The organism is bacterium (assembly GCA_014360495.1).
GTDB lineage: Bacteria > Armatimonadota > JACIXR01 > JACIXR01 > JACIXR01 > JACIXR01.
The window spans coordinates 102,356-125,602 of the sequence record JACIXR010000007.1 but is presented as its reverse complement, the minus strand read 5'-3'; the positions used below and the strand labels follow the sequence as shown (position 1 = coordinate 125,602).

The window sequence follows — 23,247 nt, the reverse complement described above, 5'->3', positions numbered from 1 at the left end:
TTTAAGTAAACAATTCCTCCTCTATAATTTTAATTTCATTATAATTCATTTTATTGTGTAAGTCAATCCCTTTTAAAAATTTTCCCCATTGGTGAGCGAATCCCTTCTGCTCCGTTCTAACTGGGAGATTGTTACCAGGGGAAGATGTTTATTCTCTCTTTTTCACTTCGGAATTTGCTGGGAGCTTATTGGAATGTGGAGGCCTAACCCAAACTGTTGAGGTAAGATTTCCTCACAGACCTTCTCTTATTATGAGAAGTTTCCACTAATGTGGTCAGGATTTTCGGAAAATTTTATCTATTTTCCTGGTTACAATTGAAATATCAGGATACCTCATCATAATTCCTGCCCCGATGTAAATTAAGAAACTAATTATACCTAGAGTAGCGAGAAGTGATAGTTCCCTTGCAAAACCTGTCCTTGTAGTTATTCTAAAATGAAGGCATATATAATAAAGGGAAAAGCCCTGTATCAAGCACATCATTACCGCTTTCCCAAAGGAGACAACTATCCGTTCTTTTCTTAGTTGGGGTAACCTCTTGGATAGTGTAAGCCATAGGATGGAGAAACCGACACTAATGGAGATAGATGTGGCTAAGGGAAGACCCTTGTATCCTATAATTTGGGGGAGGGTAAAAAGAAGTACCAAATCTATCAAGATTTGATAGAAACCTATTTTTAGGGGGGTTATGGTGTCTTGTAAAGAATAGAAAGCCCTTGTCGCTATTCCCCAACCCGTCATAGCTGGTATGCCTAAGGAGAAGAAAGCAAGCATATCAGCGGTGATTTTGGTCGCTTCCGCTGTGAATGCTCCTCGCTCAAACATTAACCTTATCACTGGTTGAGATAAAACGAAGAAGAAGACGCCTACCGGTAGGGAAATCAACCAGGTAGCATACAAACCACGAGTTGTCTCTTTTGCGACGGCTTCACTATCAAGGAGGGCGGCCTTGGAGGACATAAAGGGAAATACTGCTGTGCCTATTGAACCAGCCATTATTCCCAGAGGAATACCCATCAAACGGTAAGAATAGTTCAGCGCTGAAACCACACCCTCGCCTACCTTAGAAGCAAGCGCTCTGGCGATGAGCATGTCAATATAACTCAAACTGCTTCCTATTACTATAGGCAAAAGGAGTAAGAAGAAGCGCTTTATATGAGGATGGAAGAAATTGAAGGAAGCAAAGGGATTAAAACCGAAAAGCAAGGCGAATGGGAACAAGACGAAAGAATAGGCAAAGTATCCCAAATTAAAGCCGATAGCAAGGCTTTCAAAGGGCAATTGACGAGCTAAAAGGAATAAGAAGGAAATAATCGGTATGTTCACGAGAAAGCCAGCAAATGCTGGAGAAAGAAAATGTTTTCGTGCTTGAAGATAGGCAGTGAAAAAACCAGCTAAGGATTGAAAGAAAATCAATGGAGAAAGTACGATCAGGAACCTTCTAAGAAGCGATAGCTGAACATCACTGAATCCAGGGGCTATTGCTCTGCATATTGGCCAAGAGAAAAGTATGATTAAGAAAATTGCTAGTATAGAATATAGAATAACTCCCCAAAATATAGAGCTTGCTAACTTTTGTGCGGATTCCTCGCTTTTTTCTCTCTCGCTAAGGTAGAACGGGATGAAAACCAAGGGGAAAGCCATGGTTACGAGAGTCCCCCCAAGGAGGGGAATAATTTGCGCGAGGAAGAAGGCGTCTGTGAAATATCGTGCCCCGAAATAGCCAGCTATAGCCATTTCCCGAACATAGCCCAGCGCTTTGCTCAAAAAGCTAAAAAACATAAGCAGAATGGAGGCTTGGAAGAAGCTCTGCCGAAGGAGAAGAGATTTGATTTTAGACTTTGGCTTTAGTTCTTGGCTTTCCTCTATTGTTTCCATACTGAATTTAAATTATAGGATAGAAAAAGGAGAAGACAAGATTTTGAAATCTGTCTGTCGCCAAAGGCAAGAAAATCCCATTATTTGAATGCGAGAAGCGAAGAGACGAAGTAATCTATTGAGATTGCCACGTCTTCCTAGGAGTCTTAAATAGTATGGAAATTACAAGCAGACTTTTCAAATCCTACAAGAAATATAAAATTATATTGTATGGAGAAGATTTTGATTGTAGATGACGATAAGGATATTGTGGAGATTTTATCCCTTTATTTGAAAAGGGAAGGATACGAGGTCGTTCCCGCTTATGATGGCATCCAAGCCCTCAATCTCTTCCATCAAGAGAAGCCCAACCTCGTTATCCTTGATATAATGCTTCCTAAGATGGATGGCTGGGAGGTCTGCAAGATTTTACGGGAATGCTACGATGTCCCAATCCTCATGCTCACGGCGAGGGCGGAGGAGGCGGATAGAGTCTTGGGCTTGGAATTGGGAGCGGATGATTATGTCGTCAAGCCCTTCAGTCCAAGGGAAGTTACAGCACGGGTCAAAGCGATTCTAAGAAGAAAGACAAGACCACCACAGCTGATGACAATAGGGAAGATGACTCTTGATAGGTCAGCCTATGAGGCAAGGATAGGGGAAAAGAAGATACCCCTAACCCCAAAGCAATTGGACATCCTTTATATCCTTGCGGATAACAGGGGAAGGGTGGTGAGCAGAACGGAGATTATGAATAGAATCTGGCGGGATGTGGATTATCCACCCGATGAGCGGGCTGTAGACCAGCACATTAAGAGAATAAGGGGTTTGATAGATTTTGAGGAAGCGGGATTGCGCCTCACAACAATCAGGGGAGTTGGCTATAAGTTAGAAGAAATCTAAATGCGCATATTTGCTCGCCTCCTTCTCTCCTTCTTTCTGGTCGTCCTTTTCGCAACGCTCACAATCGCCCTCGCAACGACATATCTCTTAAGCGATTATTACAAGAAAACGAAGGAAAAAGAATTGAAGGTCTTGGTGGAGGGAATCGCCCTCCGCTATTCAATCATCAGAGAGAAGGAGGGAGAAGAGGAGGCGCTCAAATTCCTTGAGCAGATGAGCGAATCCACGGGTTATCACATTTGCTTCACTCCCGCATCTCCCACTCCCGTGAGTATGGAATTCGAGAAGGGTCATATAAGATGGGGGGAGATATGTATGCCCCCCTATATGGCGATTTCAGTCGCCTCGGATGTGAGGGTGAAGGGGAAACAAGTCGGCACTCTCGCCCTTCACGCCTCGGTTGGCGAAGTAAATGACATAATAAGGTATCTCCAAAATATCGTGATAGCCTCAGCTATTGTAGCTCTCCTCCTTTCCTTCGTTCTTGCCCTTTTCCTTTCCCACAGCATCTCTTCTCCGGTTGGCGATTTGGAAAGGGTAGTGCATAGCTGGATGGAGGGTGAGCTTTCAGCGAGAGCGAGGAGGAAAGCGGGAGGCGAGATAGAGAGCCTCAGACAGGCATTCAACACGCTGGCGGATAAATTGGAGGAAAGCATAAGGAGTGTTGAGGAGGAAAGGGACAAGCTTTCCACCCTCTTCTCTGTCCTCCCGGAGGGAGTTATAGCCCTGGAGGATGGAAGGGAACCCCTTTTAAATCCAAGGGCCCGGGAGCTTTTTCCCGAGGGCATTCCACCTGAGGTTCTTAGCATTGTTGAGAGAGGGAGGGAAGGGGAAAGAAGGCAGGAAATAAATTTAGGGGAGAAGATATTTCTCATCATATCGGCTCCCCTTCAGGAAGGAAAGGGGGCTGTGGGAGTTGTGCAGGATATAACTGAGATAAGACATTTGGAGAGGGTGAGGAGGGATTTTCTCACAGATATATCCCACGAGCTTCGCACGCCCCTTTCCGCCATCAGGGGCTACCTGGAGGCGATAATTGATGGGGTTGTGAACGAGAAGGAGGAAAGGAAATATTTGGGTAGGGCGCTTGAGGAAGCGATATATCTCTCCAATCTCGTTGATAATCTTCTTCAATTAACGAGGGCAGAGACGGGAAAGCTTCAGCCTAAGAGGGAAGTTCTGGATATTGAGGGGATGGCAAAGAGGATAAGGGAGAGATTAGCTCTTATGGCGGAGGAGAGGAAGGTAAAGATAAGAATAGCGAAGGGATTTCCACAGGTGATAGGGGATAGCGAGATGACGGAGAGGGTTTTGCTGAACTTGATAGAGAACGCGGTGAAATATAACAGGGAAGGAGGATTGGTATCGATTGATTTTAGGGAAAGGGATGGAGAATTGGAGATAAGGGTGAGCGACGAAGGGGAGGGGATACCGCCTGAGGAACTTCCCTATATATTTGAGAGATTTTACAAGACGGATAAGGCGAGGGTAAAAGGGAGCGGAATGGGATTGGGATTGGCGATAGTGAAGAGCTTGGTTGAGGCGCAGGGAGGGAAGGTAAGGGTGGAAAGCAAGGTAGGCGAAGGCTCAATCTTCTCCTTCACTTTGCCATTGAAAAAGGACTAAATCCAATGCTTTAACTTTAGAAGGGAGCGTCTTTATACTTTATCTTCAAAGGTGAGCAAGGAAATTCTTGAGAGAAGATGCCCATCTTTGTGATTAGTTAAGGTTGGTTTTATTACTTCAATCGTTTTCATCCGCCGAATAATTCCTTTATCGCCTTCTCACTCAATTTTTTCAAATATTTGTTTAGATAGAAATAATCGGGCTCGCTTTTTGAAGCTCTTGTGCGGATTTGGAAATTAGGTTCGCAGGGATTTAAATCAAAAGTGATAAGCCCTATGCCGAAGCGCATACAAAGCGATTCTATCCTGCTTATGTCCTCTCCGGCTGTTCTGGGAATCACGAGGTAAACCTTGTGGCTGAATAGCTTATAGGCACATGCTTGCCCAAATGCGGTTATCAATTGGTTTGTATCTACCTTTATCTCCGCACTAATGACTTCAATCGGTGGTTGGATGGGGTCTAGAGGGGAGAATTTGTACACGCCTATTACATCGGGAGTTCCCCATTTATCCCCGAAAATGCTTCCACCAAGGGGTGTTGCCCGTGTGCATTCCTCCAACTCGTTTATCAGATATTCGGCAAATGGCTTATAGAAGTCGGTTTCCTTTACCGAAGGTGGAGGTGTGGGTGGAGGTGGAGGTGGAGGTTTACCTTCCCTAAAGCAATATAATCCTTTATCGGGAATTTCAATGTCGGTTATCTTCCCTTCAAGAATATCCAGCCTAATTCTATGCAAAGAGCCAGCAATTGTGTTCCTGGATATATCGGGTAGGGCTTCCGTTAGTTTTTTAAACAGCTGAGAGTATTTCAAACAAGAAGGATGGGCTTTAAGAATCTCTCTCGCTTTTTGATAAACCAATTCCTTTTTGGTCATAAATACTATTTTACAAACTTGTTAAGAGTTATGTCAAATAAATTTAAATAAGAAAGACGGTCTTTACCCGGGCTATTTTTAACAATATTGCAATATATAGGTGATGGAATGAGACGATTAAAGACCTTTCTTAAAAAGACCTAAAAACCTAAGTGAGAAAAAGCTAAGAAAAGGGGTCTCAAATGCTATGGAATCATACATTTTGTTGAGGAATTGATTTTATCTTGATATAATTTAAAATTACATTTATAGCACAAAGGAGGTCAGATGAGGCAGATCAAGTTAGGTATCCCTAAAGGAAGTCTTCAGGAATCTACTATTGAGCTCTTCAAGAGAGCGGGGTTCAATATCTCTGTGAGCCCCCGCTCTTACCTACCCTCCATTGATGATGAGGAAATCTCGCCTCTCCTCATCCGCGCTCAGGAGATTCCCCGCTACACGGAGCAGGGTATCCTTGACGCCGGAATAACAGGCAAGGATTGGATTGAGGAGCAATCGGCGAAGGTAGTAGAGGTAGCGGAGCTCGTCTACTCAAAACAGGGTTTCCGTCCCGTTAGGATTGTCCTTGCTGTTGCTCAGGATTCCACCATTCAGAGCGTCAAGGACCTTGATGGAAAGCGCATAGCTACTGAATATGTCAACTTGACGAAAAGATATCTTGAAAAGCACGGCGTCTCCGCTGATGTTGAGTTCTCCTGGGGAGCAACCGAGGTGAAGGTTCCCCATCTCGTAGACGCAATTGTGGAGCTTACCGAGACGGGCTCATCCCTCAAAGCTCACAATCTCCGCATTGTTGAGGAAATAATGGTGTCAACAACCCGTCTCATAGCCAATCCAAAGGCTTGGGAGGATGAGTGGAAGAGGAGGAAAATAGAGGATATCGCTATGCTCCTGCAGGGAGCTTTGAATGGTGCCCAATTGGTGGGCTTGAAGATGAATGTTCATAAAGATAATCTTGAGAAAATAATTTCACTCCTTCCCGCTTTGAAAAATCCCACTATTTCCAACCTCACTGACCCCGATTGGGTGGCTGTTGAGGTTGTTTTAGATGAAAACCAATCTCGTTCACTTATCCCCCAGCTCTCAAGGGCTGGAGCGCAGGGAATAGTTGAGTATCCGCTTAACAAGGTAGTTTTCTAAGGTTATCTCCAGAAAAGGAGGTCTTCCCGAATGAAAAGCGATAATGCGAAGAAAGGTTTGGAGAGAGCTCCCCACAGAAGCCTTTTTTACGCGATGGGTTATACAAAGGAGGAGCTGGAGCGTCCTCTGATAGGGATAGCGAATTCTTACAACCAGATAATCCCCGGTCATATCCATCTGCGGGAGATAGCTGAGGCTGCTGCAGCGGGAGTGAGGATGGCGGGAGGAACACCCATTGAGTTCGGAGTGATAGGTGTATGCGATGGGATAGCGATGGGACATATCGGGATGAAGTATTCTCTGCCATCAAGGGAAGTAATCGCTGATTCAGTAGAGATAATGGCGAAGGCGCATCAATTTGATGGACTTATCCTCATAGCGAGCTGTGACAAGATTGTCCCAGGGATGCTTATGGCGGCTGCAAGGCTTGATATCCCTTGCATTATGCTCTCGGGTGGACCTATGCTTGCGGGAAAATTCAAGGGGCAAGCCGTTTCCCTCTCCAAGGTATTTGAGGCAGTGGGAATGGTGAAGAGTGGTAAGATGACCTTGGAGGAATTGGAGGAGCTGGAGATGGTTGCCTGTCCCGGCTGTGGTTCCTGTTCGGGCGCCTTCACCGCCAATACCATGAACTGCTTAACAGAGGCTTTGGGAATGGGTTTGCCGGGAAATGGGACAATTCCCGCGCCCTCCTCCGCTCGCAGGGCGTTAGCGAAGAAGGCGGGGATGGCAATAATGAATCTCGTGAAATTGGGCATAACTCCCGCCGATATTTTAACCAAAGAGGCATTCCTAAACGCAATCGCGGTTGACATGGCTTTGGGAGGCTCAACGAATACTGTTCTCCATCTTATGGCGATAGCCAAGGAGGCAAGGGTTCCCCTGGAGCTGGACGATTTTGATAGGATATCCCGTCTGGTTCCCCACTTATGCGCAATTGACCCAATAGGTCCCCATCATATTGAGGATTTGAACGAGGCGGGAGGAATCCCAGCTATTCTGAAAGAGCTATCAAAGGTGGATGTAATCAATCAGGATTGTATGACTGTCAGTGGCGAACCATTGAGGAGGATAATAGAGAGGGCGGAGCGGAGGGGAGAAGAGGTCATAAGACCAGTGGAGAATCCCTATCATAAGGAGGGAGGGATAGCGATTCTTCATGGGAATTTAGCTCCGGACGGTGCGGTGGTGAAGTATGCGGCTGTTTCGGAAAGGATGATGAAGAGGGAAGTGAGGGCGAGGGTATTTGATGACGAGGAATCCGCTGTAGAGGCGATTCTCTCCGGGAAGATTGTAGGTGGGGATGTAGTGGTGATAAGGTATGAGGGACCGAAGGGAGGTCCGGGGATGAGGGAGATGTTGATGCCCACCTCTGCTTTGGTGGGAATGGGATTGGATGAGGAGGTTGCCCTTCTCACCGATGGACGATTCTCAGGGGCGACCAGGGGAGCGGCTATTGGTCATATCTCACCCGAGGCCGCGGAGGGAGGACCGATTGCTTTGGTACAGGAGGGAGATAGAATTTTAATTGATATACCTGGAAGGAAGATTGACCTTCTCATATCCGAGGAAGAATTCGCGAGGAGAAGGGAAGCTTGGCGTCCACCCGAGCCGAAGATAAAGGAAGGTTATCTGAGGAGATACGCTGAGAAGGTGAAATCTGCTGGGAAAGGAGCGGTGCTTGAATGAGGATGACAGCAGCTAAGGCTCTTGTTGAATGTATGAAGAGGGAAGGAGTAGAGGTCATTTTTGGCTATCCAGGAGGGGCTGTTCTTCCCCTTTACGATGTCCTGTATGAGGAGAAAGAAATAAGGCATATACTCGTTCGCCACGAGCAGGGGGCAGCTCACGCAGCCGATGGCTATGCTCGCGCTACCGGGAAGGTCGGCGTTTGCATAGCCACATCCGGTCCTGGAGCCACTAATCTCGTGACAGGGATAACTACCGCCTATATGGATTCCTCTCCCATCGTTGCCATAACTGGTCAGGTTAGAAGCGATATACTGGGGAAGGATTCCTTCCAAGAGGCGGATATATCAGGGATAACTATGCCTATAACGAAGCATAATTATCTCGTTAAGGACCCTGACCTCCTTCCCTATATCGTCAAAGAGGCTTTCTATATAGCGAAAACCGGGAGACCGGGACCTGTTCTCATAGATTTGCCAGTTGATGTTCAATCTGCGGAGATAGATTATCAGCCGATAGAGAAAGTTTCCCTCCGTTCCTATCGCCCCACCTATGAGGGGCACCCGGGGCAGATTCTCAAGGCGGCACAGGCAATAGCTGAGGCACAGAAGCCAGTTCTTTTAGTGGGTGGAGGATGTATTAATTCGGGGGCTTCCGAGGAAGTCGTCGCATTAGCGGAGAAGTGCCAGATTCCCGTCGTTCATTCCCTGATGGGCAAGGGAACGATTCCCGAGGAACACCCTCTCTCCCTTGGTCTATTGGGGATGCATGGAACGGTGGCAGCCAATCTCGCCGTTTCCGAATGCGACTTGCTCATAGCGGTTGGTGCGAGATTCTCCGATAGGTCAACGGGAAAGGTCTCTACATTTGCGACGATGGCGCAGGTGATACACATTGATATAGACCCAGCGGAGATCGGGAAAAATGTGCAGGTTAATATTCCGATAGTGGGGGATGCGAAGAGAGTTCTACAGCAGCTTGTCCAGAAGGTCGAGCCGAAGAGCCACCCACTTTGGTTGGAGCGGGTAAACGACTGGAAGCAGAAGTATCCTCTCAAATATAAGGAAGAGGGCGAGGTGATAAAACCCCAGAAGGTTGTGGAGACGATTTGGAAATTAACGAATGGTGAGGCGGTGATAGTGACGGAGGTGGGGCAGAATCAGATGTGGGCGGCGCAGTTTTACAAGACGAAGTATCCTCGCCAATTCATAACCTCCGGTGGTTTGGGGACGATGGGATTCGGCTTACCTGCCGCCATCGGCGTTCAGATAGCGCGTCCCGATGCAATCGTCTTTGATATAGCTGGAGACGGCAGCATCCAGATGAACATTCAGGAGCTCGCGACCGCCGTTCAGCAGAGGCTTCCCATAAAAATAGCCATCTTAAATAACGGCTATCTTGGAATGGTTAGACAATGGCAGGAGCTCTTCTGGAATCGCAGATATTCCTTCACCCAAATCACCGCTCCCGATTTCGTCAAGCTCGCCGACGCTTACGGCTGCGTTGGAATACGAGTCACAAGAACAAGCGAGATAGAAGATGCCATAAGAAAAGCTCTTGAGGTGAAAGACCGCCCCTGCATAATTGATTTCATAATCGCACCTGAGGAGAAGGTTCTACCAATGGTGCCAGCAGGCGGTTCAATTGATAAAATGTTAGTGGATTGAGGTGAGGTGAATGAGACATACATTGTCCGTTTTGGTTGAAAATAGACCGGGAGTTTTAGCGAGGGTTGCTGGGCTCTTCAAAAGGAGAGGGTTCAATATAGAGAGCCTGGCTGTAAACATCACCCAAGACCCAACTATATCCCGAATGACAATCGTTGTAGATGGAGAGGAAAGGATGATTGAGCAGATAAGCAAGCAGCTCAACAAGCTGATAGATGTGATAAAGGTGATAGATTATACCTTCGCGCCCACGCTTGAAAGGGAACTCGCTTTAGTTAAGGTTGAAGCGACAGCCCAGGCGAGGAGGGAAATCCTTGATTTAACCCATATATTTAGGGCGACTGTAGTTGATGTTGGGGAGAACTCAATGGTGATAGAGATAACGGGTGATGTGGAGAAAGTGGATGCCTTTATCTCTCTCGTTCGTCCCTACGGAATTAAGGAGATAGTTAGGACGGGAAAGATAGTAATGGCGAGGGGTCTACAATCCCTTTAGGGAGGTGAAATAAATGAAGGATATGTTCAAATCATTGGGACCATTAGGAGCTTCCTTCGCCAAGCAGTATAAGAAGATGATGGAGGAATTGCAGAAAGTGGAGGAGGAATTAGCGCAACAGAGGATAGAGGCGAGCGCTGGTGGAGGAATGGTGAAAGCTGTTGTCTCGGGGAAAGGGGAGCTTTTGGAGATTAAGATAGCTCCAGAGGTCGTTGACCCAAACGATGTTGAGATGTTGCAAGATTTGGTTGTGGCGGCGGTGAGGGAGGCATTGGAGGAAGCGGAGAAGAAAAGGGCTGAAGTTCTTTCGCAATTCACGGGAGGAATATTGCCCTTTTAAGAATGCCGAGCAAGAGTCTAAACAATCTGATTGGAGCTCTTTCAAAGCTCCCAGGGATTGGTCCTAAGACGGCGACTCGGCTCGCCCTTTATATCATAAGGATGCCGCTGGAAGAGGCGAGGGAATTGGCTGAGGTGATAAAGAGGGCGAGGGAAAGCGTGAAAACCTGTGCGATTTGCGGGAATTACACCGATGGGGAAATTTGCGATATATGCTCCGACCCTCAAAGGGATAAGGGGATAATCTGCGTAGTGTCGGATTCAAAGGATATTATGGCAATTGAGAATACGAGGGAATACAAGGGATTGTATCATGTTTTGGGCGGGGTTTTATCTCCTATAGATGGGATAGGACCGGAGCAGTTGCGGATAAGGGAACTTTTGGGAAGGTTGGAGGGGGTGAGGGAGGTGATATTGGCTTTAAATCCCACAGTTGAGGGTGAGGCGACGACGCTATATTTGGCGAATCTCTTGAAGCCTTTGGGAGTGAAGGTAACGAGGATAGCGCCAGGGATTCCCGTTGGAGGCGAGCTTGATTACGCCGACCCAGCGACTCTTATAAAATCTTTGGAAGGAAGAAGGGAAGTTTAGAAAAGGAAGGTTTTTTAAGAGCATATAACTCTTTTCTGTCCTTGTTAGGGGGATTTTTTCTCATTGGGAGGAGCGAAGCGACGAAGCAATCTCGTATTTAATCATGGTCAAGGAATGAAATTGTCAGGTCCTCCTTTGTCGGACTCGCTTCTTTGGATATAGATTTTTATATGAGCCATTTTGTGTTTCGTTATTTTAAATCCACCATATTTTTCAAAAACCTTTACCCATGCCAGCAATGACAGAGGAGTAGATTGTCACTCCCTTTTATCCGGGCTGACAATAAAACCGTTAATTTTCAAACCACTCTTAAAACCTAAAAAGCTTGCCCTCTAAAAGTTAATAGTTGTAAAATCTTAAAAACAATATAAAGGAGTGATTGGTTATGAAGGATTTAAACTTTATCGTTATCGTCTCCGATACATTTAGAAGAGACAACCTCTCTTTCTATGGAAATCGTTCCCTCAAAACGCAAACCCCCAACTTGGATAAGCTCGCTAAGGAATCGGTTGTATTTATGAAACATTTCACTGCCTCATTCCCCACCATCCCCAACCGACGGGACCTTTTCACCGGCAAATTCACCTTCACCTACACCGACTGGGCTCCCTTATCTCAAGAGGAAATCGTCCTCTCCCAACTGCTTACGTCAGCCGGCTATACAACGATGTTCATCGTAGATACTCCCCATCTTATGAATCAGGGCTACAACTACGCGAGGGGATTTTCCGCATGGACCTGGATAAGAGGGCAGGAGAACGATAGATATCGCACTGCCCCAAAGGATGTCAAACTCCCCTGCTCACCTGAGAAACTAAGGGATACAACGAGAACGGTGACCCAATATCTTCGCAATGTCCATCATAGGAAATATGAGGAGGATTATTTCTGCGCCCAAACTATGATTGAAGCCATCCACTGGCTTGAGGAGAATTATAGAGATGGGAAATTCTTCCTCTATATTGATACCTTTGACCCTCACGAGCCATGGGACCCTCCAAAGTGGTATGTAGACCTCTACGACCCGGATTATAAAGGCGAAGAGGTAATCTATCCCGTTTATGGTCCGGCGGACTATCTGACGAAGGAGGAATTGAAGCATATGCGTGCCCTATATTCTGGGGAAGCGACGATGGTTGATAAATGGATAGGGAAGTTGCTTGGTAAGATTGAGGATTTGGGGCTTTTGGATAATACGGTCATTGTCTTTACAACCGACCACGGATTCTATCTGGGCGAGCATAATTTGGTGGGGAAGATAACGAAGCTTTATCGTGAGGTGAGAGAGATTCCCTTGTTCATTCGCTTCCCTCAAGGGAAACATCTTAAAGTAGACGCCCTGACTCAGCCTCCCGATTTGATGCCAACAATCTTGGAGCTCGCCGGAGTTGAGATTCCCCAAACCGTTCAGGGAAAATCGCTTCTCCCGATAATTGAAGGAAAGGAAAAGGGAAGAGAAATCGCTGTTTCATCTTGGGCGATAATACATGGACCAGCCGCGGAGGAGAGGGTCTCCCTCAATCCCTATAATTGGGCTAAGTATGCTTGGAGGCTAAAGCCAAGCACGATAACAGATGGCGTATGGGCTCTCATCGTAGGAGCGGGAGATATGCATCCCGAGCTCTATCACCTTCCCTCTGACCCCAATGAGGAAATAAATGTAATAGATGACTACAGAGCCAAAGCGGAGGAGCTTTTTGAAAAATATATCGCGTATCTTAGGGAATGGGATACGAAGGAGGAATACATTCAGCAAAGGAGGTTGTGATGAAGGCGGAGATAGTCTCCATCGGGAGCGAGATACTCTCTGGAAGGACAATAGATACGAACTCTGCCTATTTGGGAAGAATCCTTATGGAATGCGGTATAACAGTGTTGAGGAAGTCAGCGGTTGTAGATAGTTTGGAGGAAATAGTGGATGTGTTAAGAGGGGCTCTTTCTCGTTGTGATGTGGTGATAACAGTGGGAGGGCTCGGACCAACGAGCGACGACTTGACGAGGGAGGCAATTTGCGAAGCCTTGGGAATTTCCTTGGTTTTCAAAGAGGAGCTTGCGGAGAAGATAAGGGAGTTCTTCAGGCGAAGGGGAGTAAGGATGGCTGAGATAAATTTGAAGCAGGCTTATCTTCCGGAGGGGGCTGCCCCTATTGAAAACAAGGTAGGCACCGCCCCCGGCTTCATCTTGGAGAAAGACGATAAGATAATCATAGCCCTTCCCGGACCACCCTCCGAGCTCATCCCAATGGTTGAAGGGGTGGTGAAACCATATTTGAGGGAGAAGAATCCCGGCGATGTGATAATCCATAAAACATTGAGGGTTGTGGGGAGACCGGAATCCTATGTTGAGGAGGCATTGCAAGATTTGATGGCTCCTCAAGGTCATCCATCCCTCGCTCCTTTTGCGAAAACGGGAGAGGTTCATCTCGTAATAACAGCAAAGGGGGATGAGGAATCGGCGAAGAAGATGGTGGAGGAGTATGAGAGGAAGGTGAGGGAGAGGCTTGGGGAGGATATATATGGGGTTGACGAGGAGGAATTGGAAGAGGTAGTGGGGAGGATGTTGAGGGAAAGGGGGTTGACATTGGCGGTTGCTGAGTCCTGCACTGGCGGGCTTTTGGGCTATAGGATAACGAAGATATCGGGAAGCTCGGATTATTTTCTCGGGGGGGTGATATCTTATGCTAACGAGGTTAAGAGGGATGTTTTAGGGGTGAATGAGGAAGATTTGAAGAGATATGGAGCGGTGAGCGAGCAAGTGGCGAGGCAGATGGCTGAGGGAGCGAGAAGAGTGATAAAAGCGGATTTGGGAGTGGGAATAACTGGGATAGCTGGTCCCACTGGCGGGACGCCTGAGAAACCCGTTGGCTTGGTTTATATAGCGCTGGCAACTCCCGAGGAGACGATTTGCCAAAGGAATATATTCCCTGGGGATAGAGAGATGGTTCGCTGGCGCTCCTCACAAACCGCTTTGGATATGGTGAGAAGATGGCTGATAAGACATCCCAAAAGATAAGATGCTTCATAGCGGTTCTCCTTTCCGAGGAGGTAAAGGAGAAGGCGGTTGAGATTCAGAATAGATTGAGGAAGGCGAATGCTGATGTAAAATGGGTGGAGAGGGAAAACCTTCATATAACGCTTCGCTTCTTAGGGGAGATAGAAGAGGCTAAGGTTGAAAGAGTGAAGAGATTGATGGAGGATGTGGCGGGGAGGTTTAGCCCGCAAAGGCTTGTTTTCAAGGGGGTGGGTGCGTTCCCTGATTTGAAGCGTCCAAGGGTCATTTGGATTGGTGGAGAAGGAGATTCCCTTTCCAAAATAGCGGAGGATTTGGAGACAGGAATTAGGGAGATTGGAATACCTCCTGAGAAGCCCTTCTCCTTTCATCTGACATTGGGGAGGGTGCGTTCCCCCAGGAATCTGGGACAATTGACGAAGCTTATGGGCGAGGTAGGCGATGTTCACATAGGCGAGATGATGGCGGAGAAGATGACGCTTATGCGAAGCATCCTCCTCCCACAAGGACCCCAATACTCAATCATCTATGAGGTAGAATTCAAGAGAGGGTGAATTTCTCATAAATTTTCAATATCACCGATGGCTTTGTGCTTGCCACCGATGCCTTTGAAGCATTACTTCGTCATAATTGTCTAAGGAGAGAGCAAGAGGGATACTTGAAGAAGCGAATTTTGAGAACTTAAACTCTAAAAGTCTTCCCTGGTTTGTCCCCTCACTAAAAACGCCAAAGTGGTTATTTGTGAGGTAGGTAGTGTTCTCAAGTTCTACTTTAGGCGCAAGCAGTCAAATGAGTTGACAAGTTCATATAGATGGTCTAAATTTTTAATTGATATCATGAAAAGGAAGTGAGAGATATGGATAAGGAAAAGGCACTTGAGTTGGCGCTATCCCAAGTGGAGAAGCAGTTCGGCAAGGGAGCGATTATGCGTCTTGGGGAGGCTACCCGCTTAGCGGTTGATGTCATCCCCACAGGTTCCCTTGCTTTGGATATAGCGTTGGGGATTGGTGGAATTCCCCGAGGGAGGATAAGCGAGATATATGGGCAGGAGGCTTCTGGAAAAACAACCCTCGCCCTTCATATCATCGCTGAGGCACAGAAGTTGGGAGGAAACGCCGCTTTCCTTGATGCCGAGCATGCCTTAGACCCCTTCTATGCAAAGAAACTGGGAATAGATATTGACAATCTCCTCGTCTCTCAGCCGGATACCGGTGAGCAGGCTTTGGAGATAGTGGATGTTTTGGTGCGAAGCGGGGCGGTGGATGTGATAGTTGTGGATTCCGTAGCGGCGCTAGTTCCGCGGGCTGAGATTGAGGGGGAGATGGGGGATGCTCATATGGGTTTGCAAGCAAGATTGATGTCGCAGGCTTTGAGGAAGATAAGCGGTTCCGTTTCCAAATCCCGCACTGCTTGTGTGTTCATCAATCAGGTGAGGGAGAAGATTGGCGTTCTCTTCGGCAACCCCGAGACCACTCCAGGAGGAAGAGCTTTGAAGTTCTGGTCTTCCGTTCGGATTGATATGAGGAAGATTGATAATATAAAACGAGGAGCGGAAAATGTGGGCATAAGGGTAAGGGCTAAGGTCGTTAAGAACAAGCTTGCTCCCCCCTTCCGAACGGCGGAATTTGATATCCTATTCGGGTCTGGTATAGATAAGGTGGGAGATGTTTTGGAAACCGCTGTAGCAATCGGCTACATAACCAAGAGCGGGAGCTGGTATACTCTCGGCGACCAACGGATTGGACAGGGAAAGGAATCTGCGAGGAATTATCTCATTGAGCATCCCGACATTCTCCAATCGCTTGAGCAGAAGATAAGAAAGGAGTTGACGGAGGGGAGACTTCAGCCGAAGTGGTTGATTGGCGAGAGTACCTTGCCCTTCCTTGGAGAGGAAACCGAATAAAATAGCCATCTATGCGGGATAAATTGCTTTCCTTCTTCAAGGTTGAAGAGGCAGGTTCCAATCTTCGTACAGAAATAATCGCTGGCTTGACAACATTTATGACGATGTCCTACATCGTCTTCGCTAACCCCCATATCCTTGAGAACGCCGGGCTACCCCTCACCGCGACTATCGGGATGACCGCCCTCGCAGCTGCCATCCCCACATTGGCTATGGGACTATGGGCAAACTATCCCTTTGCCCTCGCCCCTGGGATGGGATTAAACGCCTTCCTCGCATTTGAAGTTTGCAAGAAGATGGGATATAGCTGGCAAACCGGTATGGGAGTGATTTTTATTGAGGGGTTAATAGTAACGCTCTTCGTTCTCACGAGGGTGAGGGAGATGGTTATGAACGCGATTCCCCTCTCTTTAAAGAGGGCTATAAGCGTAGGGATAGGATTACTCATAGCTTTCATAGGGCTGAAGGATGCGCATCTCGTAGTCTCTTCCCCAGCAACCCTCGTAACTTTCGGCACCATAAAGTCAAAGGGAACCCTTCTCTCCCTTTTCGGTCTCTTTCTAACCGCTTTTTTGATGGCCAAAAATATCAGGGGAGCGATTTTACTGGGGATAATAATATCAACGATAGTGGCGATACCTTTGGGTTTAGCCAGGTTCCCCGAGCAGGTTTTCTCCATTCCCAGTTTTGAGACTTTCGCCAAGCTGGACATAGCTTCCGCCCTCAACTTGGCTCTTATCCCTATAATCTTCGCTTTTCTCATAACGGATTTCTTTGATACGATGGGGACGGTGATAGGGGTAGGAGGGCAGGGAGGATTTCTCACACCAGATGGAAAGCTCCCTCGGCTAAATAGAGTATTACTCGTTGATTCCCTCGCAGCGATGTGGGGAGCCCTATGTAGCGCCTCCTCGGTCACGACTTATATTGAATCGGCTGCTGGGGTAGGGGAAGGAGGAAAAACTGGTCTTGTTTCCCTTGTCGTTGCGATACTCTTTATAATAACTGCCTTCTTCGCTCCCCTTCTCTCAATAGTTCCAAGCGAGGCTGTTGCGCCTGCCCTCATAATAGTAGGTTTTCTGATGATGACGGTTGTCAAGGATATACCTTGGAATGATATAGAAGAGGCTTTCCCTTCCTTCGTGATTCTCCTTACCATCCCTTTAACCTACAGCATCTCTCACGGGATTGGCTACGGCTTCATCGCTTATTCCCTCGTCAAGCTCCTCCTCGGCAAGGCGAGGGAAGTCCACCCCTTGATGTTCATTATCTCCTTGATTTTCGTGGTTTCCTTTATCATCTATTAAGTTGAGAGCAAAATCTCGCAAAGCTTGAGGTTGTCAAATTTCTCTATCGCGAAATTATCCCAGAAAACGCAGGTGCCGAGCGCTACGAGCTCTCCTTTACCCACTCTCACCCTTGCGGATAAAATCACTTCCCCTCCCCGCACCGCGCTGCGGGCGGTTTCCTCACCCAAAATCAAAGGCTCTATTCCCTCCTCTATCTCCAAAGAAGCACTGCAGGGGAAGAATACGCGGGAAATGCCCTTCAATTTCGGGGATATTCTGGATGTCAATAATAAAAGAGGGTCGTTATCCAAGCAGTTGACGGGGTCTAAGACCTCATCTTCGTGGAACTTAATACCCAACTCTGCTGTGAGGCTATTGCAGATGGTGGCAACCCTATCCGAGCAGCGATAATAGCTCGCTATTATCACTTTTCCGCCCCTCTCTAAGAATCTCCTTATAGCCCTTCTTTCCCGCAGATTGAAGGGCTTTTCTGGATAGCAGAGGACGAGAATATCGTATTTAGAAAGCCTTTTTAAAGTCAAAGGCTCTTCCCTCTCCTCTAATTCCACTCCCCATTGCTTGAGGTAATTCTCAAGCTTCGAGAAGTAATAGTGGTCTGTTATGCTGAATTCGCTGTGGGATACATCCCATAATAATCTCTTCATATCCCTTCCTCCCATCTATGGGGCAGAAGATGAGTGGCGAACATTCTATAGGCATAGTGGTCGGTCATCCCCGCTATGAAATCACATACCGCCCTCGCGATATCCTCTTGTTTTGCCTCCTCTGGCTGGAGGAAGGCGGGGAGGAGAGAAGGGTTTTCCATATAGAATTCAAAAAGCTGATATAGCAATCTCTTCGCTTTCTCCAATTCCTGTAAAATAAGGGGATGCCGGTAAACGGTTTCGTAAAGGAAGTTCTTCATCAGCTCCATAGCATTGAGGATTTCCTCGGAGAGAGCTATATAGGGTTTCCCCTCGCTCTCCCTTATGACATCTCGTACCATTTTTCCGATTCTTTCTGAATGAGTTCTTCCCAATATATGTAAACATTCTTGAGGGATATCCTCCTCTTTAATCAATTCCGCTCGTATAGCGTCATCAATGTCGTGATTGATATACGCTATGCGGTCGGCGACCATCACGACTTGCGCCTCTAAAGTAACTTTTCCTTTTTCCCTTAAAGCCTTCCGCAAATCCTCCATCCCCTTGCTGTGATAGAGGATGCCCTCCCTTACTTCATAGGTCAGATTCAATCCCTCTCCGTTTTTCTCAAGGAAATCAACCACTCTCAATCCTTGCTCGTTATGGCGGAAGCTTGCCGATGGAATATATTTTTTGATTATGGAATCCAGTGCATCCTCCCCGGCGTGCCCGAAGGGGGTGTGCCCGATGTCGTGAGCCAAGGAAATCGCTTCAATTAAATCCTCGTTAAGCCTTAGTGCTCTTCCCACCGTTCGGGCTATTTGGGAGACCTCAAGCGTATGGGTTAAGCGGGTGCGATAATGGTCTCCCTCGGGAGCGATGAATACCTGCGTTTTGTGCTTTAACCGTCTAAATGCCTTGCTGTGGATAATCCTGTCTCTATCCCGCTGAAAATCCGTTCTTATATCGCATTTCTCCTCTGGCTTTTGCCTTCCTTTGCTATTGATGGAAAGAGTGGCGAAAGGAGAAAGAAATTGCTTTTCCCTCTCCTCTGTAACTTCCCTTGGGAGCATCCTTTTCATCCCTCAATAACGATTTGAGATAAATCGCCGAAGAGGAAAAACATCTTCCAGATTGAGTTGACGAGGGCAAGCCTATTCGCCCTCAACTCATCATCTTCCGTCATAACCAAAACCTTATCAAAGAATCTATTTATCAAATCCTTTAGAGAAGAAAGCTCAAGGAAAATGGATTTGTAATCCTCATTTTGCCTGAGTTCCTCCACTTTTTCCCTGACTTTTCTCCCCTGCTCATAAAGCTCTTTTTCCTCGGGGAGGAGAAGCAGTTCCTCCTTCACTTCTTCCCTTATTTTCTCCCCCCTCCGCTCTCCCTGACGAAGTATATTAATTAACCTGACCGACGCCATAACAGCGGGTATGAACTCCTCATTCTCTCTAAGCTCCTCAAGGGCAAGAGCTCTCTGGAAGACATCTCTTATATCCTCTAATTCTCCCGCCAAGACGGCGTTTACGATGTCGTATCTTATCCCCATATCCCTCAAGGAGAGCCCAATCCTATTTTTGATGAATTCCCGCAGCTCGTCCATTCCCTTTGGTTCTATTCCCTTTTCTGTATAAGTTTGTATAACTTTTTCTAATAAATCTTTAAACTGGATTTTCTTTTCATCCCGCAGGATATCTATTACAGTTTGGCAAGCCCTCCTCAATGCGAATGGGTCTGAAGACCCGGTTGGCTGTAAGCCGAGATTGAATGCGCCCACGAGCGTATCCATTTTATCCACCAAACTGATTAACCTGCCGAGCGGTGTCCATATACCATCGGGAGAGAGGTTGTATTGATAGGATTCGTAAATAGCGCTCGCTACCTCCTCCTCTTCCCCTTGGAGAAGGGCATAACATCTGCCAATAATTCCCTGGAGGTCGGGGAATTCCTTTACCATATTCGTGGTTAGGTCCGCTCTACATAATCTCGCAACCCTTATAGCTTTCTCCTTAATATCACCATCTATGGAAAGGGAGGATATAACGGATATCATCCTCTCCACTTTATCCGCTATCGTGCCCAATCCACCCAGGAAGATTATCCCGTTCAGCTGTTTGCTTCTCTCCTCAAGGGAAACTTTTAAATCCTCTTCGAAGAAGAAATGAGCATCCGCTAAGCGAGCTTTTAACACCTCCTCATATCCCTCTATTACATTCTCCAAGCCCTCCTCATCACCGTCCCTCACTCCAACGAAATAGGGTAGAAGCTTTCCCTCCTCATCCACAATGGGGAAAAGGTTGAGATAGCTTTGCATAGCGGTTATGATAACTTCCTTGGGCAGATGGAGGAAGCGTTCATCTATCCTGCCCAGGAATGGGCGGGGTTTCTCGTTCAAAAAGGTAACTTTCTCCAACAACTCATCGTTGGAAGCTATCTCTCCTCCCACGCTTTCAGCGAGCTCATTCGCTCCATTAATGATGATTTCCCTCCTTTTAATAGGTTCTAATACTATTCCTACCTCTCGCAATTTTTCAAAATATTCCTCAATGCTCTTAGGGGTGAATTCTTCTTTGAGATATCTTTCCAAATAAGTTTTATTAGAGGAGAGCAAATCGCCCAATCTCAATTCAAGGATGTCATTTCCTAAGAGGGCGAGAAGCCAGCGGACGGGACGGATGAATCTCAGCCCTGAGGCATCCCAGCGCATAGATTTGGGCAAGAAGACAGAGGAGAAGAGCTCCGGTAAGACTTCCTTCAAGATTTCGCCTGTGGGGCGTCCCGCCTCTTTTTTCAGGGCGTAAACATATTTCCCTTGTTTATCCTCCTTAACAATCAGTTCGTCAACATTCACCCCCTGGGAGCGCGCGAAACCAAATGCAGATTGGGTTGGATTTCCCTTATCATCAAATGCTATATGATAAGGAGGACCTTTAATCTCCAAGATTTTCTCTTTTTGTATTGGGGCGATATCTTCAATGTAAAGGACGAGGCGTCTTGGAGTTCCATAGGCGGAAATCTTTGAGAAAGAGACGTCTTTTTGATTGAGAAGCTTTTCCGCTCCTTCCTTTAATTGTTTAATCGCCTGAGGAATGAAGTGAGGCGGAAGTTCCTCACATCCTATTTCCCAGAGGAAATCCATTTATACCGATGCCTCCTGTTGGATGTAAAGTTGGGCGCACCTATTTGCAATCGCTCGCACTCTATCTATAAAGGAAGCTCTTTCTGTAACGCTTAGCGCTCCTCTCGCATCAAGGATATTGAAGATATGGGAGCATTTAAGAGCCAAGTCATAGCTTGGGAATATCAATTTCTTGTCTAAAAGCGAGTGGGCTTCCTTCTCATAATGGTTGAAGAGGGAGAGGAGGGAAGAGATATCAGCCAATTCAAAGTTGTATTTGCAGTGTTCTACTTCCATAGCGGTGTGGATATCTCCATATTTAATTCCTCTTCCCCATTCAATATCCAAAATGGAATCGCTTTTTTGAAGATACATAGCGAGCCTTTCCGGTCCGTAGGTTATCTCAACGGAGATGGTAGATAGCTCCACTCCGCCCATTTGTTGGAAGTAGGTGAACTGCGTGATTTCCAATCCGTCAAGCCAGACCTCCCATCCGACGCCCGAGGCGCCGAGTGTAGGGGATTCCCAATCGTCTTCTATGAAGCGAACTTCGTGTTTTTTGAGGTGGATGCCCAAGAATTCAAGGCTATCAAGGTAGATGTTTTGGATATCGTGGGGTGCGGGCTTAACGATGACCTGATACTGATAATATCTTTGCAAGCGATTGGGATTCTGGGCGTAGCGACCGTCTTGTGGTCTGCGGGAGGGCTGGACATAGGCGACGCGCCAAGGATAATCGCCAAGGGCGCCGAAGAAAGTGGCGGGATGCATAGTTCCCGCTCCAACCTCTACATCGTAAGGTTGGAGGATGAGGCAACCTTGATTAATCCAAAACTCGTCCAACTTTCGAAGAAGGGTCTGGAATTCCATCTGGTTTTTTAATTATACAAGATTTTTGCGATATTTCAATTTAAAAGATGATCTATTGAGCCTCCTTATTGGGGTGATTCTGTAACGAAATAACGAATTTATAGTCATATGTAAATGAAAGGAGGTTATGCAAAATGGCAAGAAGAATCAGCTGCGAGCAAATCTCTCCCATCCTTTCCGCCTACTTGGACGGAGAACTCTCCAAAGCGGAAAGGGAAAGTGTTGAGTGGCACCTCCAAGAGTGTGAGAGGTGCAGGAGCGAGTTGAGGGAGCTGGAGAGTGTAAAGAGCTTCGCCCGCCAGGTTGAGGAGGTTCAGCCTCCCATCTCCCTCAGAGAGAGGATTATGGCAAGGGTTGCGAAGGAGCAGGAATGCGAGGTCGTTCGCCCCTTGCTGACCCTCTATGCGGATGGCGATATCTCCGAAGCCGAGAAAGAGAAGGTTGAGGAGCATATCGCTATGTGCGGGGATTGCAAGGAAGAGCTGGAAGGAGAAAAGAAGCTGCAAGAGCTTCTCCATTCCCTTCCCGAGGTGGAAGCTCCTCGCTATCTCAGGCAGAGGATATACGCCGCAATAGAGAGGAGACCCATCTTCTTGCGTCGCATTGCGATTGGCTTCACCACTCTTGCTGCTGCCGCTTCCCTCGTTTTCTTCGCTCTCCCCATCCATCACCCCACGACCTCGCCCACCACTCCTGCAGTCGCTCAAAGAATCCTGTCCTCTCGTGAACCCGTAAAAAGGGAGGTCAAGCCTGCTGCTACTGCTAAGAGGTTGGCTAGGGTGGTTCCTAAAGAGAAGGTAAAGGAAACCACAAGGCGGGAGAAGGCTGTGATTCCACCAGCTATTTCCCAAGCTCCCCAAGAGGCAACCGTTGTAGTTCCTCAGGTTCCACAAGAGGAAGTTTCCCAGCCAACCGTTAGCCAGACTTCTTCAACTCAGCCGAGCGAAAAACCCGCACAGGTGGAGACAAATCAGAAAGAGGTAAAGGTCGCAGAGCAACCCCAACCCGCTAAGGAAACCTCTCCAGCTGAAGGGATAAAGGTAGCGGTTAAGCCCCAAACCTCCGTTTCCGAGCTTCTCAAGGAAGCAACGAGCTCCTTCCAGAAACCTTCTCTACCCTCCAAGATAGGTGAGCGTTTGGACAAAAGCATTGTCATCGGGGTAGCGAGGATTGAGTTCTAATTTGGGAGTTGAACCCCGATGGTGGTCCCCAAGGAGGTGAGAGAAAC

The 23,247-nt window shown here is 47.1% G+C and carries 20 protein-coding genes; 14 read left to right on the top strand and 6 right to left on the bottom strand.

Going from position 1 to position 23,247, the window contains the following annotated elements:
- Positions 1-274 precede the first annotated feature (274 nt).
- A complete protein-coding gene (murJ, locus tag H5T88_07345; GenBank protein ID MBC7330157.1) occupies positions 275-1,879 on the bottom strand; it encodes a murein biosynthesis integral membrane protein MurJ in 1,605 nt (534 codons plus the stop codon).
- Between the two features lie 210 nt (positions 1,880-2,089).
- On the opposite strand from murJ, the gene H5T88_07340 reads away from it, so the two are divergent.
- Both H5T88_07340 and H5T88_07335 read left to right on the top strand, forming a co-directional pair.
- On the top strand, positions 2,090-2,761 hold the full coding sequence (locus tag H5T88_07340; protein ID MBC7330156.1) for a response regulator transcription factor: 672 nt from the start codon (positions 2,090-2,092) through the stop codon (positions 2,759-2,761).
- Positions 2,762-4,387: a HAMP domain-containing protein gene (locus H5T88_07335; protein ID MBC7330155.1), complete on the top strand. Its 1,626-nt coding sequence runs from the start codon at positions 2,762-2,764 to the stop codon at positions 4,385-4,387. It abuts the gene before it with no gap.
- Between the two features lie 127 nt (positions 4,388-4,514).
- On the opposite strand, the gene H5T88_07330 is transcribed toward H5T88_07335, so the two are convergent.
- Positions 4,515-5,261 (bottom strand): hypothetical protein, encoded by a 747-nt coding sequence (locus tag H5T88_07330; protein ID MBC7330154.1) that lies wholly within the window; start codon positions 5,259-5,261, stop codon positions 4,515-4,517.
- A gap of 267 nt (positions 5,262-5,528) precedes the next feature.
- Here H5T88_07330 and H5T88_07325 point away from each other — a divergent pair, with 267 nt between their 5' ends.
- The 11 genes from H5T88_07325 (at position 5,529) to H5T88_07275 (ending at position 17,402) form a co-directional block, all read left to right on the top strand.
- On the top strand, positions 5,529-6,401 hold the full coding sequence (locus H5T88_07325; GenBank protein ID MBC7330153.1) for an ATP phosphoribosyltransferase: 873 nt from the start codon (positions 5,529-5,531) through the stop codon (positions 6,399-6,401).
- 30 nt (positions 6,402-6,431) lie between these two features.
- A complete protein-coding gene (gene ilvD / locus H5T88_07320; GenBank protein MBC7330152.1) occupies positions 6,432-8,090 on the top strand; it encodes a dihydroxy-acid dehydratase in 1,659 nt (552 codons plus the stop codon).
- Positions 8,087-9,757, top strand: a complete 1,671-nt coding sequence (gene ilvB / locus H5T88_07315; GenBank protein ID MBC7330151.1) for a biosynthetic-type acetolactate synthase large subunit — start codon at positions 8,087-8,089, stop codon at positions 9,755-9,757. The genes ilvD and ilvB overlap by 4 nt, the downstream gene beginning before the upstream one ends.
- 10 nt (positions 9,758-9,767) lie before the next feature.
- Positions 9,768-10,253, top strand: coding sequence for an acetolactate synthase small subunit (ilvN, locus tag H5T88_07310; GenBank protein MBC7330150.1), 486 nt, complete (start codon positions 9,768-9,770; stop codon positions 10,251-10,253).
- 22 nt (positions 10,254-10,275) lie between these two features.
- A complete protein-coding gene (locus tag H5T88_07305; protein MBC7330149.1) occupies positions 10,276-10,593 on the top strand; it encodes a YbaB/EbfC family nucleoid-associated protein in 318 nt (105 codons plus the stop codon).
- 2 nt (positions 10,594-10,595) lie between these two features.
- The gene (recR, locus tag H5T88_07300) at positions 10,596-11,183 is read left to right on the top strand and encodes a recombination protein RecR (protein MBC7330148.1); all 588 of its coding nucleotides are present in this window, start codon (positions 10,596-10,598) and stop codon (positions 11,181-11,183) included.
- A gap of 385 nt (positions 11,184-11,568) precedes the next feature.
- Positions 11,569-12,951, top strand: coding sequence for a sulfatase (locus H5T88_07295; GenBank protein MBC7330147.1), 1,383 nt, complete (start codon positions 11,569-11,571; stop codon positions 12,949-12,951).
- Positions 12,951-14,195, top strand: coding sequence for a competence/damage-inducible protein A (locus tag H5T88_07290; protein MBC7330146.1), 1,245 nt, complete (start codon positions 12,951-12,953; stop codon positions 14,193-14,195). Before H5T88_07295 ends, H5T88_07290 begins: the two co-directional genes overlap by 1 nt.
- Entirely contained in the window at positions 14,168-14,746 is a 579-nt protein-coding gene (gene thpR, locus H5T88_07285; protein ID MBC7330145.1) for an RNA 2',3'-cyclic phosphodiesterase, read from the top strand. The genes H5T88_07290 and thpR overlap by 28 nt, the downstream gene beginning before the upstream one ends.
- Positions 14,747-15,048: 302 nt before the next feature.
- Complete coding sequence (gene recA, locus H5T88_07280) at positions 15,049-16,095, top strand: recombinase RecA (GenBank protein MBC7330144.1); 1,047 nt, start codon at positions 15,049-15,051, stop codon at positions 16,093-16,095.
- Positions 16,096-16,106: 11 nt separating this feature from the next.
- Positions 16,107-17,402 (top strand): NCS2 family permease, encoded by a 1,296-nt coding sequence (locus H5T88_07275; protein ID MBC7330143.1) that lies wholly within the window; start codon positions 16,107-16,109, stop codon positions 17,400-17,402.
- On the opposite strand, the gene H5T88_07270 is transcribed toward H5T88_07275, so the two are convergent.
- From H5T88_07270 to H5T88_07255, 4 genes are read right to left on the bottom strand one after another with little or no spacing between them, the layout of a single operon-like run.
- Positions 17,399-18,049, bottom strand: a complete 651-nt coding sequence (locus H5T88_07270; GenBank protein MBC7330142.1) for a hypothetical protein — start codon at positions 18,047-18,049, stop codon at positions 17,399-17,401. The two genes, H5T88_07275 and H5T88_07270, sit on opposite strands and share 4 nt — an antisense overlap.
- On the bottom strand, positions 18,046-19,101 hold the full coding sequence (locus H5T88_07265; protein ID MBC7330141.1) for a deoxyguanosinetriphosphate triphosphohydrolase: 1,056 nt from the start codon (positions 19,099-19,101) through the stop codon (positions 18,046-18,048). Before H5T88_07265 ends, H5T88_07270 begins: the two co-directional genes overlap by 4 nt.
- A 5-nt stretch (positions 19,102-19,106) precedes the next feature.
- Positions 19,107-21,170, bottom strand: a complete 2,064-nt coding sequence (locus H5T88_07260) for a glycine--tRNA ligase subunit beta (GenBank protein ID MBC7330140.1) — start codon at positions 21,168-21,170, stop codon at positions 19,107-19,109.
- On the bottom strand, positions 21,171-22,019 hold the full coding sequence (locus H5T88_07255) for a glycine--tRNA ligase subunit alpha (protein MBC7330139.1): 849 nt from the start codon (positions 22,017-22,019) through the stop codon (positions 21,171-21,173).
- Positions 22,020-22,153: 134 nt separating this feature from the next.
- Between H5T88_07255 and H5T88_07250 the strand changes: the two genes are divergently transcribed.
- The gene (locus tag H5T88_07250) at positions 22,154-23,200 is read left to right on the top strand and encodes a zf-HC2 domain-containing protein (protein ID MBC7330138.1); all 1,047 of its coding nucleotides are present in this window, start codon (positions 22,154-22,156) and stop codon (positions 23,198-23,200) included.
- The last annotated feature ends 47 nt before the right edge of the window (positions 23,201-23,247 follow it).